Annotated in this window: 14 protein-coding genes; 7 read left to right on the top strand and 7 right to left on the bottom strand. The window is 70.7% G+C overall.

The features are described from left to right. Window positions 1-365: 365 nt before the first annotated feature. The 4 genes from ACFY1H_RS16225 to ACFY1H_RS16210 form a co-directional block, all read right to left on the bottom strand. Window positions 366-1,190, bottom strand: coding sequence for an isocitrate lyase/phosphoenolpyruvate mutase family protein (locus tag ACFY1H_RS16225; RefSeq protein ID WP_386947169.1), 825 nt, complete (start codon window positions 1,188-1,190; stop codon window positions 366-368). Between the two features lie 62 nt (window positions 1,191-1,252). Then, window positions 1,253-2,269 (bottom strand): alcohol dehydrogenase catalytic domain-containing protein, encoded by a 1,017-nt coding sequence (locus ACFY1H_RS16220; RefSeq protein WP_386947167.1) that lies wholly within the window; start codon window positions 2,267-2,269, stop codon window positions 1,253-1,255. Between the two features lie 68 nt (window positions 2,270-2,337). Then, window positions 2,338-2,964, bottom strand: coding sequence for a peptide deformylase (locus tag ACFY1H_RS16215; RefSeq protein ID WP_366583106.1), 627 nt, complete (start codon window positions 2,962-2,964; stop codon window positions 2,338-2,340). A 15-nt stretch (window positions 2,965-2,979) separates the two neighbouring features. After that, entirely contained in the window at window positions 2,980-3,546 is a 567-nt protein-coding gene (locus ACFY1H_RS16210) for a TetR family transcriptional regulator C-terminal domain-containing protein (RefSeq protein WP_364061162.1), read from the bottom strand. Window positions 3,547-3,663: 117 nt separating this feature from the next. Here ACFY1H_RS16210 and ACFY1H_RS16205 point away from each other — a divergent pair, with 117 nt between their 5' ends. After that, window positions 3,664-4,860, top strand: a complete 1,197-nt coding sequence (locus ACFY1H_RS16205) for a cysteine desulfurase-like protein (RefSeq protein WP_386947165.1) — start codon at window positions 3,664-3,666, stop codon at window positions 4,858-4,860. A gap of 180 nt (window positions 4,861-5,040) precedes the next feature. Continuing rightward, on the top strand, window positions 5,041-5,775 hold the full coding sequence (locus ACFY1H_RS16200) for an enoyl-CoA hydratase-related protein (protein WP_386947163.1): 735 nt from the start codon (window positions 5,041-5,043) through the stop codon (window positions 5,773-5,775). On the opposite strand, the gene ACFY1H_RS16195 is transcribed toward ACFY1H_RS16200, so the two are convergent. Together ACFY1H_RS16195 and ACFY1H_RS16190 are read right to left on the bottom strand one after the other, a co-directional pair. Then, window positions 5,772-6,284, bottom strand: coding sequence for a TetR family transcriptional regulator C-terminal domain-containing protein (locus tag ACFY1H_RS16195; RefSeq protein ID WP_386947161.1), 513 nt, complete (start codon window positions 6,282-6,284; stop codon window positions 5,772-5,774). The genes ACFY1H_RS16200 and ACFY1H_RS16195 overlap by 4 nt on opposite strands. Beyond that, on the bottom strand, window positions 6,226-6,867 hold the full coding sequence (locus ACFY1H_RS16190; protein WP_366583102.1) for a GNAT family N-acetyltransferase: 642 nt from the start codon (window positions 6,865-6,867) through the stop codon (window positions 6,226-6,228). The genes ACFY1H_RS16195 and ACFY1H_RS16190 overlap by 59 nt, the downstream gene beginning before the upstream one ends. A 329-nt stretch (window positions 6,868-7,196) precedes the next feature. Here ACFY1H_RS16190 and ACFY1H_RS16185 point away from each other — a divergent pair, with 329 nt between their 5' ends. The 5 genes from ACFY1H_RS16185 (at window position 7,197) to ACFY1H_RS16165 (ending at window position 10,191) form a co-directional block, all read left to right on the top strand. Continuing rightward, window positions 7,197-7,619, top strand: a complete 423-nt coding sequence (locus tag ACFY1H_RS16185) for a hypothetical protein (protein WP_366583101.1) — start codon at window positions 7,197-7,199, stop codon at window positions 7,617-7,619. 280 nt (window positions 7,620-7,899) lie between these two features. Further along, window positions 7,900-8,436, top strand: a complete 537-nt coding sequence (locus ACFY1H_RS16180) for a hypothetical protein (RefSeq protein WP_366583100.1) — start codon at window positions 7,900-7,902, stop codon at window positions 8,434-8,436. 226 nt (window positions 8,437-8,662) lie between these two features. Further along, window positions 8,663-9,109, top strand: coding sequence for a helix-turn-helix transcriptional regulator (locus ACFY1H_RS16175; protein WP_366583099.1), 447 nt, complete (start codon window positions 8,663-8,665; stop codon window positions 9,107-9,109). A 2-nt stretch (window positions 9,110-9,111) separates the two neighbouring features. Beyond that, window positions 9,112-9,642 (top strand): toxin, encoded by a 531-nt coding sequence (locus ACFY1H_RS16170; RefSeq protein ID WP_366583098.1) that lies wholly within the window; start codon window positions 9,112-9,114, stop codon window positions 9,640-9,642. A gap of 114 nt (window positions 9,643-9,756) precedes the next feature. Next, on the top strand, window positions 9,757-10,191 hold the full coding sequence (locus tag ACFY1H_RS16165; protein WP_386947158.1) for a hypothetical protein: 435 nt from the start codon (window positions 9,757-9,759) through the stop codon (window positions 10,189-10,191). 211 nt (window positions 10,192-10,402) lie between these two features. On the opposite strand, the gene ACFY1H_RS16160 is transcribed toward ACFY1H_RS16165, so the two are convergent. Then, window positions 10,403-13,714 carry an aminotransferase class I/II-fold pyridoxal phosphate-dependent enzyme gene (locus tag ACFY1H_RS16160; protein WP_386947156.1) on the bottom strand — a complete coding sequence of 1,104 codons (3,312 nt, stop codon included), beginning with the start codon at window positions 13,712-13,714 and terminating at the stop codon, window positions 10,403-10,405. Window positions 13,715-13,900 lie beyond the last annotated feature (186 nt).

Here is a 13,900-nt window from a genome sequence, read left to right as displayed (position 1 = left end):
CGGTTCGGCACCTCGTGATTCATGGGGCGCGAACCCGCGTGGCCCGCGCGACCCACGCCCGCGCGACCCACGCCCGCGGAATCCGCGCGGTCCGAAACCGCCTGATCCGCGCGGTGAGGTCCTCCGTAGGCGACACGGCCCGGAGTCGCACCCTCCGGGGTGAGGGCCCTCGGAGTACAGGCGATTCGGGCCCGCACGGCCCACACGGTCCAGTCCCCCGAAATCCACGCAGTTCGAACCCGCGGGATCGGCATCGGGTGGTCCCGCGTGATCCACGCGGTTCAGTATCGTCCCCGGCCGCCCGAGAGGGGTGAGGACAGAAGCGCGGGGCTACACGGCACCCACCTCCGCGCAGTCGAAGGCCGTCACGCGAACAAGCCGTTCAGCGTGCCGAAGTCCATGGCGGAGCCCAGCTCGGCGTAGGTGCCCGCGTCGAGGAGTTCCCGGGTCGAGCGGAGGGCCGCGGCGTAGGCGGCCTGGGCCAGGGCCGTGCCGACGGTGACGCGGCGGACGCCGGCCGACGCGAGGTCTGCCACGGAAGGAGCGCCCGGGCCGGCCATGGCGGCGACGGGGAGCGGGGAGGCGGCCGTGAGCTCGCGGAGTACGGCCAGGTCCACCAGGCCCGGCACGAAGATGCTGTCCACGCCGGCCTCGGCGTAGGCGTGGGCGCGGGCGAGCACGTCGGCGAAGCGGCCCGCGGGCTCGCCGATGCCGAAGAGGTACACGTCGGTGCGGGCGTTGATCCACAGCACCGGCAGGCCCGCCGAGGCGGCAGCCGCGCGGGCCGCCGCCAGACGCTCAGCCTGGACGTCCGGGGCGAACAGCGAGAGCGTGCCCGCCCGGGAGTCCTCCAGGTTGACGCCGACCGCGCCGGCGTCGATGACCTCGGCGACGGTGGTGGCGACGTCGGCGGGGTCCGGGCCGTAGCCGCCTTCGATGTCGGCCGTCACCGGTACCGAGACGGTGCGGGTGATCTGCCGCACGGCCGCCGTCATCTCGGAGCGCGTGAGACTCTGGCCGTCGCCGCGGCCGAGGGCCCACGAGACGCCGCCGCTCGTGGTGGCGATGGCCGGTGCGCCGGCGTGCTGGATGACAGCCGCGCTGCCGGCGTCCCAGGCGTTCGGCAGTACCAGCATCGGCTGGGCGTGCAGCTCTCTGAACGCCTTTGCCTTGTCCTGCAACGATTCCATGTGATCCCTCCCAGTCGGACTCGAACAAGGGAGGACGCTAGCAGCGGCCACCGACAAAAAGCTCAGGCCGCGAGGTCGAGGACGATCCGGAAGCGCGCCTGACCCGACATCATGCGCTCGTAGGCCTTCGGGGCGTCGGTCCACGGGACGATCTCGTTCATCGGCCGCACGCCGCGGGCCTCGGCGAAGGCGAGGCCGTCCTCGTTCTCGATGGCCGAACCGGTGAGGCTGCCGGCCACCGTGTGCGTGCCGAAGATCAGGTCCGCGGTGCCGATCGACAGCGGGTCGGGCGCCGCGCCGACGACCACCATCCGCCCGCGCGGCGCAAGCCCCGCGACCAGCGGCGACATGGACGCGCCGCTCGAGGCCGTCGCGACGATCGCCGCCGCGCCGCCCAGCTTCTGCAGCTCCGCGCCGGGGTCGGCGGCAGTGCTGTCGAGGTACTCGTCCGCGCCGAGCCGCATGGCCAGGTCGGCCTTGTCCGTTCCCCGCGCGATCGCGGCGACGCGGTAGCCCAGCGCCTTCGCGTACTGCACACCAAGATGGCCCAGCCCGCCGATCCCCTGCACCGCGACCAGCGAACCGGGTCGCGCGTCCAGCTTGCTCAACGCGCTGTACGTGGTGATTCCCGCACACAGCAACGGCGCGGCGTCCGAAGAGGACAGTCCACTCGGGATGCGCACGAGGCCGGTGGCGCGGGCATAGGCGTATTCGGCGTAACCGCCGTCGACGTGCGTGCCGGTCCACGGCTGGTCGGTGCAGTTGACGAAGTCGCCGCGGCGGCAGTACTCGCACTCGCCGTCCTGCCCGCCCAGGTAACCGATGCCGACGCGCTCGCCGACGTGCCACGCCCGCACCCCCTCGCCGACGGCGTCGATCACCCCGACGATCTCGTGGCCGGGCACCCGCGGCACATCCGGGTCGGCGCGCAGCCCGTCCACCGCGAGCACGTCGGAATGGCAGACGCCGCAGTACTCCACTTTGACCCGGACCTGCCCGAACGACGGCGCGACGAGCTCCCGCTCGCTGAGCGCGAACTGGCGGGTTCCGGTGACTTCCAGAGCTCGGTAAGTTGTCATGTCACGAATATGACCGGTCGTCTTAGTCACTGTCAAGCGCCGACCCCCGAATCAGGCACCCAGGTTTTTCAGGGCAGGTCGAAGCCCAGTTCCTTCGCGGCGTCGACCGGCGTCGGCTGCGCCCACCGCTGCGCCACGGCCTGGTGCGTCGACAGCGAACGCAGCTCCGCGCGGTCGAGGTAGAGCACTCCGCCGAGGTGGTCGGTCTCGTGCTGGACGATGCGCGCCGGCCAGCCGGCGAACTCCTCGTCGACGGCCGCGCCCGTCTCGTCCTGCGCCTCGAGCCGGACGCGCAATGGCCGCGCGACCACGGCTTGCCATCCGTTCACGCTCAGGCACCCCTCGAAGAACGCGACCCGCTCGGCGCCCAGCGCCGTGTACCGCGGGTTCACCAGCACGCGGAACGGCAACGGCCCGATCCCCCGCGCCGCCAGCACCTCCGGCGGCGTGTTCGGCCGCTCGTAGTCCTCGATCACGGCGAGCTGCAGCGGGAGCCCGATCTGCGGCGCGGCCAGCCCGACACCGGGCGCCGCGTGCATCGTCTCCTTCATGCCCTCGATCAGCCCAGCGAGCGCGGCTTCGCTCAGCTCGCCTTCATACGGCGCCGCGGCCGTGCGCAGGACCGGGTCACCGGCCTGGACGATGGGCCACGGGAGCGGCTGGGCGAGCAGTTCGTCCACCAGGTCGGCGAGCACGCTGGGGGCACCTTCCTACAGCAGGGAGCCGAACACCACGTCGAAGAAGTCGTCCAGCGGGGCGACGCTCTTGGCCACCTTGGTACGGATGATCGCACCCTCCCACGCGTCGAGCACGAACCGCCCGAGCAGCTCCGGGTCCTTGTCGCCCTTGACCTCGCCGGCGGCCTGCGCCTGGCGGATGGAGTCGGTGATGCTGTCCGACCAGTGCGTGAGGCTCTCCCCGACCTGCTTGCGGATGACGGGACTGTGGTCGGCGCGCTCGGACCCCATGTTGCCGATGAGGCAGCCGCGGGTGAACTCGTTGTCCACCAGCACGTCGCGCATCACGGTGAACCGCGCGCGCAACGTGTCGAGCGGCCCGAGGTCGCCGTGGCCGTCACGCCAGCCGGAGCTCTCGGCGTAGCGCGCGACGACTTCGGCGCCGAGGTCTTCCTTGCTCTTGAAGTGGTTGTAGAACGACCCCTTGGGCACGCCGGCCGCCCGGGTGATGGTGTCGACGGAACACGCGGCGAAGCCGTAGCGGTGGAACTCGGTGACCGCGGTGTCGACGATCACCTCACGAACGCTGGGACGTGGCATCCACCAATTATATGACCGGTCGTCTCAGCTGTCGACCAAGCCGTTCCGACCAGGGCTCCGGCCGAGATCCCCGGCCGATCTCGCACCCGCCTGATCGCTTCCGGCATGCTGGGCTCCGTGGCCTATGACGTGAACGCGATCCGCAAGCACTTCCCCGCCCTCTCCGAAGGCGCCGCGCACTTCGACGGGCCCGGGGGCTCGCAGGTGCCGGACGTGGTGGGGGAAGCCGTGGCAGGAGTCCTCTGCTCCGCGATCGCCAACCGGGGCACCGTGACGCCGGCCGAGCGGCGCGCCGACGGGATCGTGCGGGAAGCACGCCAGGCAGTGGCCGATCTGCTGGGCGCGAAGGCCGAAGGCGTGGTCTTCGGACGCAGCATGACCCAGGTGACGTACGACTTCTCACGCACGCTGGCGAAGACGTGGGAAGCCGGGGACGAGGTCGTGGTCACGCGGCTCGACCACGACGCCAACATCCGGCCGTGGGTGCAGGCAGCGGCCACGCGCGGGGTCACCGTGCGGTGGGCCGACTTCGACCCGGCGACGGGTGAGCTGCCGGTCGAGGCGATCACGTCGCTGCTGACGGACAAGACGCGGCTGGTGGCCGTGACGGCGGCGTCCAATCTGCTGGGCACGCGGCCGGACGTCGCGGCGATCACGGCGAAGGCGCGCGAAGCCGGGGCGCTCAGCTACGTCGACGGGGTGCACCTCACGCCGCACGCCACCGTGGACATCGCAGCACTCGGAGCCGACTTCTACGCCTGCTCCGCGTACAAGTTCCTCGGCCCGCACCTCGGCCTGCTCGCGGCCGCGCCCGAGCTGCTGGAGACGCTGCGGCCGGACAAGCTCGTGCCGTCCAGCGATGCCGTGCCGGAGCGGTTCGAGCTCGGCACGCTCCCCTACGAGCTGCTCGCGGGCACCACCGCGGCCATCGACTTCCTCGCGAACCTGGTCCCGGCCGAGGGCACCCGGCGCGAGCGGCTCGCCACGTCGCTGGCCGCGCTCGAAGTGCACGAGCAGGAGATGCTGCAGCGCCTCGACGACGGGCTCGCCGCGCTGCCCCAGGTCGTCCGCTACGGCTCCCCCGGCCGCGAACGCACGCCGACCGTCCTGTTCTCCGTGACGGGCCACGAACCCAAGGCCGTGTACGAGCACCTGGCGAGCCACAACGTCAACGCGCCGGCCGCGAGCTTCTACGCCATCGAGTGCTCCCGCCACCTCGGCCTCGGCGACACGGGCGCCGTCCGCGCGGGCATCGCGCCGTATACGACGGCGGCCGAGGTCGACCGCCTGGTCAGCGCGGTGGCGGAGCTGTGACCGCCGTGCCGCGCACGTAGACCGCGCGGATGTCGTGGAGGGCGGCCGGGTCGGTGAAGGGTTGCCGGCCGCCGCAAGGCGCGGAAGGTGTCCACTGTGGACATCCCCGGCAGCGCGCGGGCGAGCAGCCTCGCTGAGACGGCGTTGACCGGCTGAGTTCCGTTGTGGAACTCTCGGAGCATGAGCATCGACGTCGTGGCCGGCGAAGCCGTCACCAGCGTGACGATCAACCGTCCGGACAAGCGGAACGCGCTGACCACGGCCATGTACTCGGCCCTGGCCGAAGCGCTGGAGACCGCGGCCAGGCCGATCGTCGTCCTCGGTGGCGCCGGTGGCACGTTCACCGCGGGCAACGACCTGGGCGACTTCCTGGCGCACGACTCCGGTGCCGGAGACGACACACCCGTGCGGCGGTTCCAGGAAGCCCTGCTGGCCACGCGCGCGGTGGTGGTCGCGGCCGTCGACGGCCCGGCCGTCGGCATCGGCGCGACGCTGCTGCTGCACTGCGACCTCGTGTACGCGACCGAGCGCAGCTACCTGCAGTTCCCGTTCACGTCGCTGGGGCTCGTGCCGGAGTACGGCAGCAGCTTCGTGCTGCCGCGTCTGCTCGGCCCGCAGCGCGCCGCCGAGCTGCTGCTCTTCGGCGACCGCGTGCCGGCCGCCGAGGCGCACCGGCTGGGGCTCGTGAACGAGGTGCTGCCCGACGCGGCGGCGCTGGAGGCCCGAGTCGCCGACCGGACGGCCGCGTTGGCCGCGCAGCCGGCCTCGTCGCTGGCGCTGACCCGCGAGCTGCTGCGCGACACCGAGGACACCAGCGTGCGCGGGCGGATGGACGTGGAGTCGCAGCACTTCGCGAAGCTGCTGCACGACCCCGCGACGGTCGCCAACCTGCGCGCGAAGCTCGGCCGCCGCTAGGCGAGCTTGCGGCGGCGCTTGTCCACGGCGCCGTCCAGCAGGGGCCGCAGCTCCTCGACGACCGAGTCGAGCGGGGCGACGTCGTGTTCGGCGCGCGCGAGCACGATCGCGCCTTCGAGCGAGCTGATCATCAGCACGGCCAGTGAAGCGGCGCGAGCGGGAGATACGCCCATCTGCTCCAGTGCTTCGACGAGCGGTTTACGCCATTCGGCGAATGCGCCGGCCGCGCTCTCCCGCAGCTTTTCGCTCAGTGCGGCGGAATCGGCGACCGTGGCGACGATCGGGCAGCCGTTCCCGAATCCCTGATCGGCGAATTCGGAGCGCCACGGCTCGACCATCGCGGCGAAGAGGTTGCCCGGCGTCGCGTCTTCCAGCGATTCGGCGTTGCGGCGCACGCGGCGCGCGGCGTAGCGGCCGGCCCAGGCGACCGCTTCGGCGACGAGCTGCTCCTTACCCCCGGGGAAGTAGTGCTGCAGCGACCCCCGCGGCGCGTTCGCGTGGGCCACCACGTCCCGCAGGCCCGTACCGCCGACGCCCTGCGTCCGCAGCAGCTGCGCGGCGCTGAACACCATCCGGTCCCGCGCCGGCCTCTCCGACTCCGCCATCGACGACCTCCTTCATGACGCTGGTCATGCTAGTCGGCACGACCCGTTCGAACTCCTTCTCGCCCCGCTCGAACGTCGGGACCGGGCGGAAGCCGTGGGCGCGCAGCAGGCCCTCCGCCGGCGCGTTGCCGGCCTGGACGGCGGCGTGCAGCGTCCAGCCGGCCCAGCGCGGGTCGTCGGCCAATTCGCGCACGAGCGCGCTCGCGATCCCGCGGCGGTGCCAGGCGTCGGCCACGAGCACCCCGAGCTCGGCCCGGCACTCGCCCTCCGGCACGAGGTTGACCAAGCCGACCGCGACGTCGCCGACCTTCGCGACGAGCGCGGCACCGGCGAGCAGGAACGCGCGGTAGCGCACCAGGATCCAGTCCGGCGCCGGGCGCCCGGGCAGCGTGAAGCGCCACGCGAGGCTCTCCGGCGAGCAAGCTCGCACGAGACTCTCGACGGCACCGGCGGTCGCCGGCTCGACGATCGTTATGACAGCTGTCATGACCCATGGGTAGCACGGTTTCCCTGATCGACTCACTATGACAGCCGTCATAGTGAGTGCTCACGCTCCCGACACGGCGAGCCTCGACCGAGACCCACACCGCCCAGCCGAACGGTGGGACATGACCGGTTCCGGGTAATGCGATTTCACTTCCCGTGTCCGCCATCACCCGGTGCGCTGAAAAATGCCGCCAATTCATGCGTGGAACACAATCCGTCAGGCCGTGAGCCTTATCGGGTGAAAACCGTTCCCAAAACCTTCCGACCTCGTGATTCTTCCCTATCTTCTAATCGAATCTTCTCCAAACAGCGCACGAAGGGGACGCGGTCATGACCCAGTCGATCGAAGCTCCGGCGAAGGAATTCTGCGTCGACTGGGAGATGGAGGGAAACGACGGCGGCCGCGTGAACGTGACGCTGTCGGGTCAGGTGAGCCTGCTCGACGGCAACCGCTTCTACAAGGTCGACGGCGTGCTCTACATCGCCGAAGGCGCCGAGTACTGCCGCGAGGTCGGCAACCCGCGCCTGTACGTCCGGCGCAACGGAGTGGAAGCGAGCGGACGGCACTGGGGCTGGGAGCCGATCAGCTCGCGCAAGACCGCCAACCGCCTCTGCACGATGGACGGGTACTTCGTGCGCACCGGTTACTGGGCCCCGGCGGACCGGTCGATCCAGCTGAGCATCGTGGCCGAGCACGGCATCACGCGACGAAAGTCGTACAGCACCACGGCGACCGTCCGGCTCGTGGACTGACACCGGTTTCGACTCTTCGCATTCAACGCGCGGCGAGCATCGGGCAAGTCGATCGCGACGTGAAGTGACGGCGTTCACCCACAAGTGGGGTGACCACCTTGAGCGTGCTGAGGAACACACCGTTTTCCCATGAAAATCAAAGAAAACGTTGTGCTGGACACAGCGCGCGCGGGCGTGTAAGAGGACCATGGAGCTCATGCGGAACAAGGCCCGGGCTGGCAGACCACCTCTTCTCTTCACCCGTTTCCTGCGACGACTGGGGTTCGCGCGCAATCCGCTCGTGCGGCGCTCCGACCGGATCGAGGGTCTCCTCGCCGGCCTGGCCGCGCTGATCGCGATCTTGGCGCTCCCGCTCGTGGTGATGCTCGGCAAAGCCGATGTCTCCCACGAGACCGCGGCGTCGGACGCGCAGCTGCGCGCGCGCCATCAGGTGACCGCGACCGTGCTCGCGCCCGCGCCGAAGCCGGCGTCGATGGGCGACAGCGCCCCGATCGCCCACAGCTCTCGCGTGACCGCCAGCTGGCGGCTGGCGAACGGCTCGCCCCAGACCGGTGTCGTGACGGTGCCCGCGGGCGCCGGCAACCCCGGTTCGCAGGCCACGATCTGGCTGGACGACAACGGCAAGCAGACGACCGCCCCGCTCACCCACGCCGACGCGGTGACCAACGGCGTGCTCGTGGGCACCTTCACGTGGCTCTGCGCGATCGGCCTGCTGGCCGGCGCGTTCTGGATCGCCCGGCGCGTGCTCGACCACCGGCGCGCGGTGCGCTGGGCCGACGAATGGGCGCAGCTCGCCGGCCCGGAGGCAGTTCGCTGAAACCGGCTGCCTCCGGGCCCCGGCCGGCGGACCGGCGGAGCGACACCCCCAGCGCCGCCCCGCGGCAGTGCAACGCCTACCGCTAAGCCTGTGTTGGCGAGTTAACTATCAGCTAATTCGCCCTGCGCACAGTCTTGTGTAGGGGAGCCCTGATTGTCAACTGTCAGCTAATCTGGGATAGTCGACCTAGCTGAGAGCAATCAGTCGCTGACCGGAGGGGGCGGACATGTCCAGTGACTCGAGTGATGACACTCGGCCGACGTTGGCCTCCAGGCTCGACGATCTGTTCCGCACGGTGCGCCCGCAGGGCAAGCACTGGACGAACGCCGAGGTGGCCACCGAGCTGAAGCGCGAGTCGCCGGAGCTGAAGGTCGGTTCGGTGTACCTGTCGCAGCTGCGGTCGGGCAAGCGCACCAACCCGTCGCAGGAGCTGCTGGCGGCGCTGGCGAAGTTCTTCGGGGTGTCCGTCGCGTACTTCTTCGACGAGAAGGTGGCGGGCGACGTCCTGAGCGAGCTGGCCGCCATCGAGGCGATGCGGCAGGCGGGCGTGCGCGCGGTCGCGATGCGCGCGGCGGGCATGCGTGAGGAGAACCTGCAGGCGATCACCACGATCATGGACCAGTACCGCCAGATGCAGGGCCTGCCGCCGGTCAGCGACGAAGCGGCGGGCTGAGCATGGCGGAGGAGCGTCGCGACCAGCTCAAGCGGATGCGCGAGGAGGGCGCCCGGCGGATCGCCGAGCTGGACCTGCCGGAGGGCTGCGACCTCCCGACCCTGTGCGAACGGCTGGGCACCATCCGCGAACGGCCGATCACCCTCGTGCCGATGCCCATGCCGGCCTCCCACCCGTGCGGCATGTGGGTCGCGGCGCAACAAGAAGACCTCATCTTCTTCGACGCCAACACCACCGGCGCCCACCAGGAGCACATCATCTTGCACGAGCTCGGTCACATCATCTGCTGCCACCGCGGCTCGGGCCTGCTCGACGACGAGAGCGCCCGCTCCCTCTTCCCCAACCTCGACCCGGACATCGTCCGCGACATGCTGATGCGCGCCACCTACGACGACGCCCAGGAGCAGGAGGCGGAGATCATCGCCTACCTGCTGTCCGAACGCATGGGCGTGGTCCCGGCTCCCGCTCCTCCGGCGAAGGTGCCGGCTGCGGAGGAGAAGCCGATCGACCGGATCGAGCGGATGCTGCTCTAGGTCCAATGCCCTCTCCGCGGACCTGATCCGAGCGATACAGGCCACACCCACCGGATCATCACGGGTGGATCTCCGCGGCCGGGATTTCCGCGAAGGTCGGGCAGGATTCGGGGCATGCTTTTGCCCAGAAGACTCATCGCCGTCGCCTTTGTGGTGGCGGCTGCCGCGGGGTGTTCGGCCACCGCGGCGAAGGAACCCGTTGCCACGCCGAGCCCGGTGAGCGTGCCGGCCACGACGAAGGCGACGACGAAGACCAGCGCGCCACCGTCGACGGCGTCGACGTTCGTGCCGGCGGCGTCGCCGGCGAAGCTGAGTGCGGCGTGTCCGTTCATGGACATCGACGAGTACAAGCGGGCGTTCCTCGTGAGCCAAGAGTTGGTCACGAGTGAAGAAGCGCCGGACAAGAGCAACGGCATCACCTGGTACACGTGCGACTACATCTTCACCAGCAGCCACCAGACGAAGTCCGGCGACCTGCTCGTCTTCGCCTCGCCAGGCGAGACGTCGGTGAAGGCCTCGCTCAAGATCTCGGCCGAGTCCTGCGCGTAAAAGCCGAAGTACCTCAGCGACAACGCGTTCTACTGCACCGAAAAGGCGGACCAGTACAAGAACACCTTCCTGGTGGTCACCAGGATCAGCCACGGTCAGATGCGGACCGCGATGGTGACGGCGGGGCCGCCGCCCGATTTCGCGCACCCGGAGGCTTACACCACCATCGTGAAAACCCTCTTGGATCGGCTGTGACGAACCGGATGCTGCCCTAGCCGGCCCGTTCCGTCCGCAGGCGGGTGAGCTCGCGCGCGACCGTCGAAACCGTGTACTCCAGCTGGCCCGCTTCGTGGTCGCTGGTGAGGAAGAAGCGCAGGCGGGTCTGGGATTCGTCGACGGCCGGGTGGAGGATGGGGTCGACGATGATGCCGCGGTCGTAGAGGGTGGTGGCCAGGCGGAGCGTCGTGGTCGAGTCGCCGATGACGCAGGGGACGATGGGGGTCGCGGAGGCCGAGCCGGTGGGCAGGCCGGCCGCCTGGGCCAGGCGCAGGAACAGCCCCGAGTTCGAGCGGAGACGGGCCAGCCGCGAGGGGTCGGCGCGCAGGACGCGCAGGGCGGCCAGGGACGCGGCGGCGCTGGCGGGCGTGAGGCCGACGCTGTAGACGAAGCCCGGCAAGGAATACCGCAGCCATCGGACCGTGCGCGACGAGCCGGCCAGGTAGCCGCCGCAGCCGGCGAGGGACTTCGACAGCGTGCCCATCCAGAGGTCGACGTCGGACCGGTCGACGGCGAAGTGTTCGCCGACGCCCGCGCCGCCGGCGCCGACCGTGCCGATGCTGTGGGCCTCGTCGACCATCAGCAGGGCGCCGTAGCGCTTCTTGACCTCGATCAGGCCCGGCAGGTCGGCGAGGTCGCCGTCCATGCTGTACGCGCCCTCGACCACGATCAGCACGCGGCGGAACCGCGCGCGGGTGCGGCGCAGGATGTCTTCGAGCTGCGCGACGTCGTTGTGCGGGAACGGGCGGCGCGTCGCACCGGAAAGCGCGCAGCCCTGCAGGATGCTGTCGTGCGCGAGCGAGTCGTGGACGATGAGGTCGCCGGGGCCGACGAGGTGGCCGATGGCGCTCACGTTCGTCGCGTGGCCGCTCACCAGCGCCAGGCAGTCGTCCGTGCCCAAGAACGTCGCGAGCTCCGTCTCCAGCTGACGCGTGAGGTCGCGGTCGCCCGCGAGGAGGCGGCTGCCTGACACCGAGGTGCCGTAGCGGTCCACGGCGTCATGCACCGCGGCCGTCACCGCGGGGTGGCCGGAGAGGCCCAGGTAGTTGTAGCTGGAGAACGACAGGTACTGCCGGCCGCCGACGGTGGTGGTGCTGGTCAGCAGACCCTGGTGCTTGCGGAAGTACGGGTTCGGCACGCCGAGGTCCGAGAACTCCCGCAGCCGCGCGTCGATCGCCGCGGCCTCGGGGAAGTCGTCGATCGACGCGGTGGCCGGGTCGAACGCGACGGTCTCCGAGGCCAGTGGCACGGGCACCGCCACGGCGGGCGTGATGAGGCCCGCCACCGCACCGGCCGTGACCCCGCGCTCCTGCTCGATTTCGAAGCGCTGCCCGGGGAAGCGCTTACGGAGGTTGGCTTCCAGCTCCGTCAGCATCAGGGAGTCGAACCCGAGATCGTCGATCAGCGCGTGCCCGGCACACAGGTCGCCGACCGGGAACGCACTCGTGCGCGCGACCTCCTCCAGCACCACGGCCAGCACGTCCCGCGAGGACGGAACCGCCGGTGGCTCAACGGGATCCGCCGCCGCCGAACCACTGAGCGGCGGCAACGACCGAGCCTTCAGCTGCTTCGCCTCGTCGACGACCCAGTGGTTGCGCGGGCTGAGCGGGCTCGGCGGCAGCGTGCACGGCGGCGTCCCGCCGATCACCGGCCGCAGCCCGGCGCCGGTCACCGCCAGCGCGGCCAGCTCCACCAACGGCAGGTCCGGTGCGGGCACCTCGGCGCCCGGCGCCACAACCCCGGCGTACGTCGCCGGCGCCAGCTCCCCCGTCGTCCCCGACTCCAGCGCGACGGACGCCGCCACCAGCTTCGACACTGCGTCAGGGAGGTCGTCGGCCACCACCGCGAGCCGTTCGGCGAACAACGTGCGACGCGCCAAAGTGGACGCCACCGCGGCCAGCGGCAACGGCTCGCGCGAAAGCACCTCCGCGACCTCGCGCGCGTGCCGGGCCAGGCCGGCCCGGTCCCGAGCGGTCAGCAGCAGCAACTGCGAACCGCCGGCGGAAACCGCTGGCACCGCAGGGGATTCCTCGAGCACCACGTGCACGTTCGTCCCGCCGAAGCCGAACGCGCTCACCCCGGCGCGCCGCGGGCCGTCCGCGGTCCAGGGCGTTACCTCGCCGGCCACCCGCAGTCGGGCCTCGTCGAGCGCCAGGTGCGGGGCCGGTTCGAAGTCCGGCTGCGGCAGGATCTGTCCCTTGTGGACCGACAGCACCGACTTGATCAGCCCGGCGATCCCCGCGGTCCCCAGCGAATGCCCCACCACGGACTTCGCCGCGCCGAGGTACGCGGGAGCGGTCGCGTCGCGGCGCAGCTCGCCCAGCGCGTTGATCTCCACGTCGTCGCCCACCGACGTCGCCGTGCCGTGTGCTTCCAGGTAACCGACCGAGCCGGGGTCCACGTCGGCGTCGCGGTACGCACGGCGCAGCGCCAGCAGCTGGCCCGACTCCTGCGGCATCATGCCGCCCTTGACCGTGCCGTCGTTGGACAACCCGACGCCGCGGATCACCGCGTAGATCCGGTCGCCGGCGGCCTGCGCGTCGGCCAGCGGGCGCAGCACGAGCACGCCGGCGCCTTCACCCAGCACGAACCCGTCGGCCCGGCTGTCGAACGGCCGGCACTCGCCGCTGCGGGAAACCGCGCCGATACGGGACAACCCCACCAGCAGGTCCGGTGTGAGCACCAGCTGCGCGCCACCGGCCACGGCGATGCGGCAGCGGCCGGCGCGCAGCGCGAACACCGCGTTGGCCACCGCCGTGAGGCCGCCGGAGCAGGCGGCGTCGAGCGCGTAGCTCTCACCGTGCAGGTCGAACACCGAGCTGATCGAGCTCGGGCCCATGTTGAGCAGCAGCCCGGCCATGGCCGTGGCGTGCAGGCCGCCGACGGCCGAGCCCGCCTCGGCCAGCTCGGCGCCCGCCGACCGGCCGAACTCGCCGCCCGCGAGCTGGCGCAGGCGGATGTGAAGCGTGCTCATCTCGCGGTAGCCGCTCTCGGACAGCGACATGATCACCGACGTGTCTTCGCGCTCGAAGCCGCCGGCCTCCCAGCCGGCGTCCTGCAGCGCTTCGCGCGTGAGGTCGACCAGCAGCCGGTGCTGCGGGTCGAGTGACTTCGCGCGGCGCGGCGGGATGCCGTAGTGCCCGGCGTCGAAGTGGCCGACGTCGTCGAGCAGCGCCATCTTGTCGGAGTACGCGGCCGAGGTGTCCCGGAAATCGTCGTTGTAGAACGAGTCCCGCCGCCACCTCGAATCCGGGACGGTCCTGAACTGAGGTTTCGGCTCGCTGAGCAGATCCCAGTACTCGTTCACGTTCCGGGCACCGGGAAAACGGCACCCGATGCCGACAATAGCGATGTCCGGTCGATTTCCGATTTTTTGCGCAGCAGATCCCCAAGACGCCATGACAGAACTTCCTCGCGCCGATCGCCCACCCAGTAGGTGAGAGATTGCCCCGTGGCGATCGGATTTTCAAGGGCGTCCAGGAATTCGTGCGAA

Source organism: Amycolatopsis sp. NPDC001319 (assembly GCF_042896185.1).
GTDB lineage: Bacteria > Actinomycetota > Actinomycetes > Mycobacteriales > Pseudonocardiaceae > Amycolatopsis.
This window is presented reverse-complemented; position numbering and strand designations above follow the sequence as displayed.

Excerpts from the sequence above, each read along its gene's own strand:
- ACFY1H_RS16190 (WP_366583102.1), bottom strand. The coding sequence starts at position 6,867 with ATGACAGCTGTCATAACGATCGTCGAGCCGGCGACCGCCGGTGCCGTC.
- ACFY1H_RS16200 (WP_386947163.1), top strand. The coding sequence starts at position 5,041 with ATGAGCATCGACGTCGTGGCCGGCGAAGCCGTCACCAGCGTGACGATC.
- ACFY1H_RS16165 (WP_386947158.1), top strand. The coding sequence starts at position 9,757 with ATGCTTTTGCCCAGAAGACTCATCGCCGTCGCCTTTGTGGTGGCGGCT.
- ACFY1H_RS16175 (WP_366583099.1), top strand. The coding sequence starts at position 8,663 with ATGTCCAGTGACTCGAGTGATGACACTCGGCCGACGTTGGCCTCCAGG.
- ACFY1H_RS16210 (WP_364061162.1), bottom strand. The coding sequence starts at position 3,546 with ATGCCACGTCCCAGCGTTCGTGAGGTGATCGTCGACACCGCGGTCACC.
- ACFY1H_RS16170 (WP_366583098.1), top strand. The coding sequence starts at position 9,112 with ATGGCGGAGGAGCGTCGCGACCAGCTCAAGCGGATGCGCGAGGAGGGC.
- ACFY1H_RS16220 (WP_386947167.1), bottom strand. The coding sequence starts at position 2,269 with ATGACAACTTACCGAGCTCTGGAAGTCACCGGAACCCGCCAGTTCGCG.
- ACFY1H_RS16225 (WP_386947169.1), bottom strand. The coding sequence starts at position 1,190 with ATGGAATCGTTGCAGGACAAGGCAAAGGCGTTCAGAGAGCTGCACGCC.
- ACFY1H_RS16185 (WP_366583101.1), top strand. The coding sequence starts at position 7,197 with ATGACCCAGTCGATCGAAGCTCCGGCGAAGGAATTCTGCGTCGACTGG.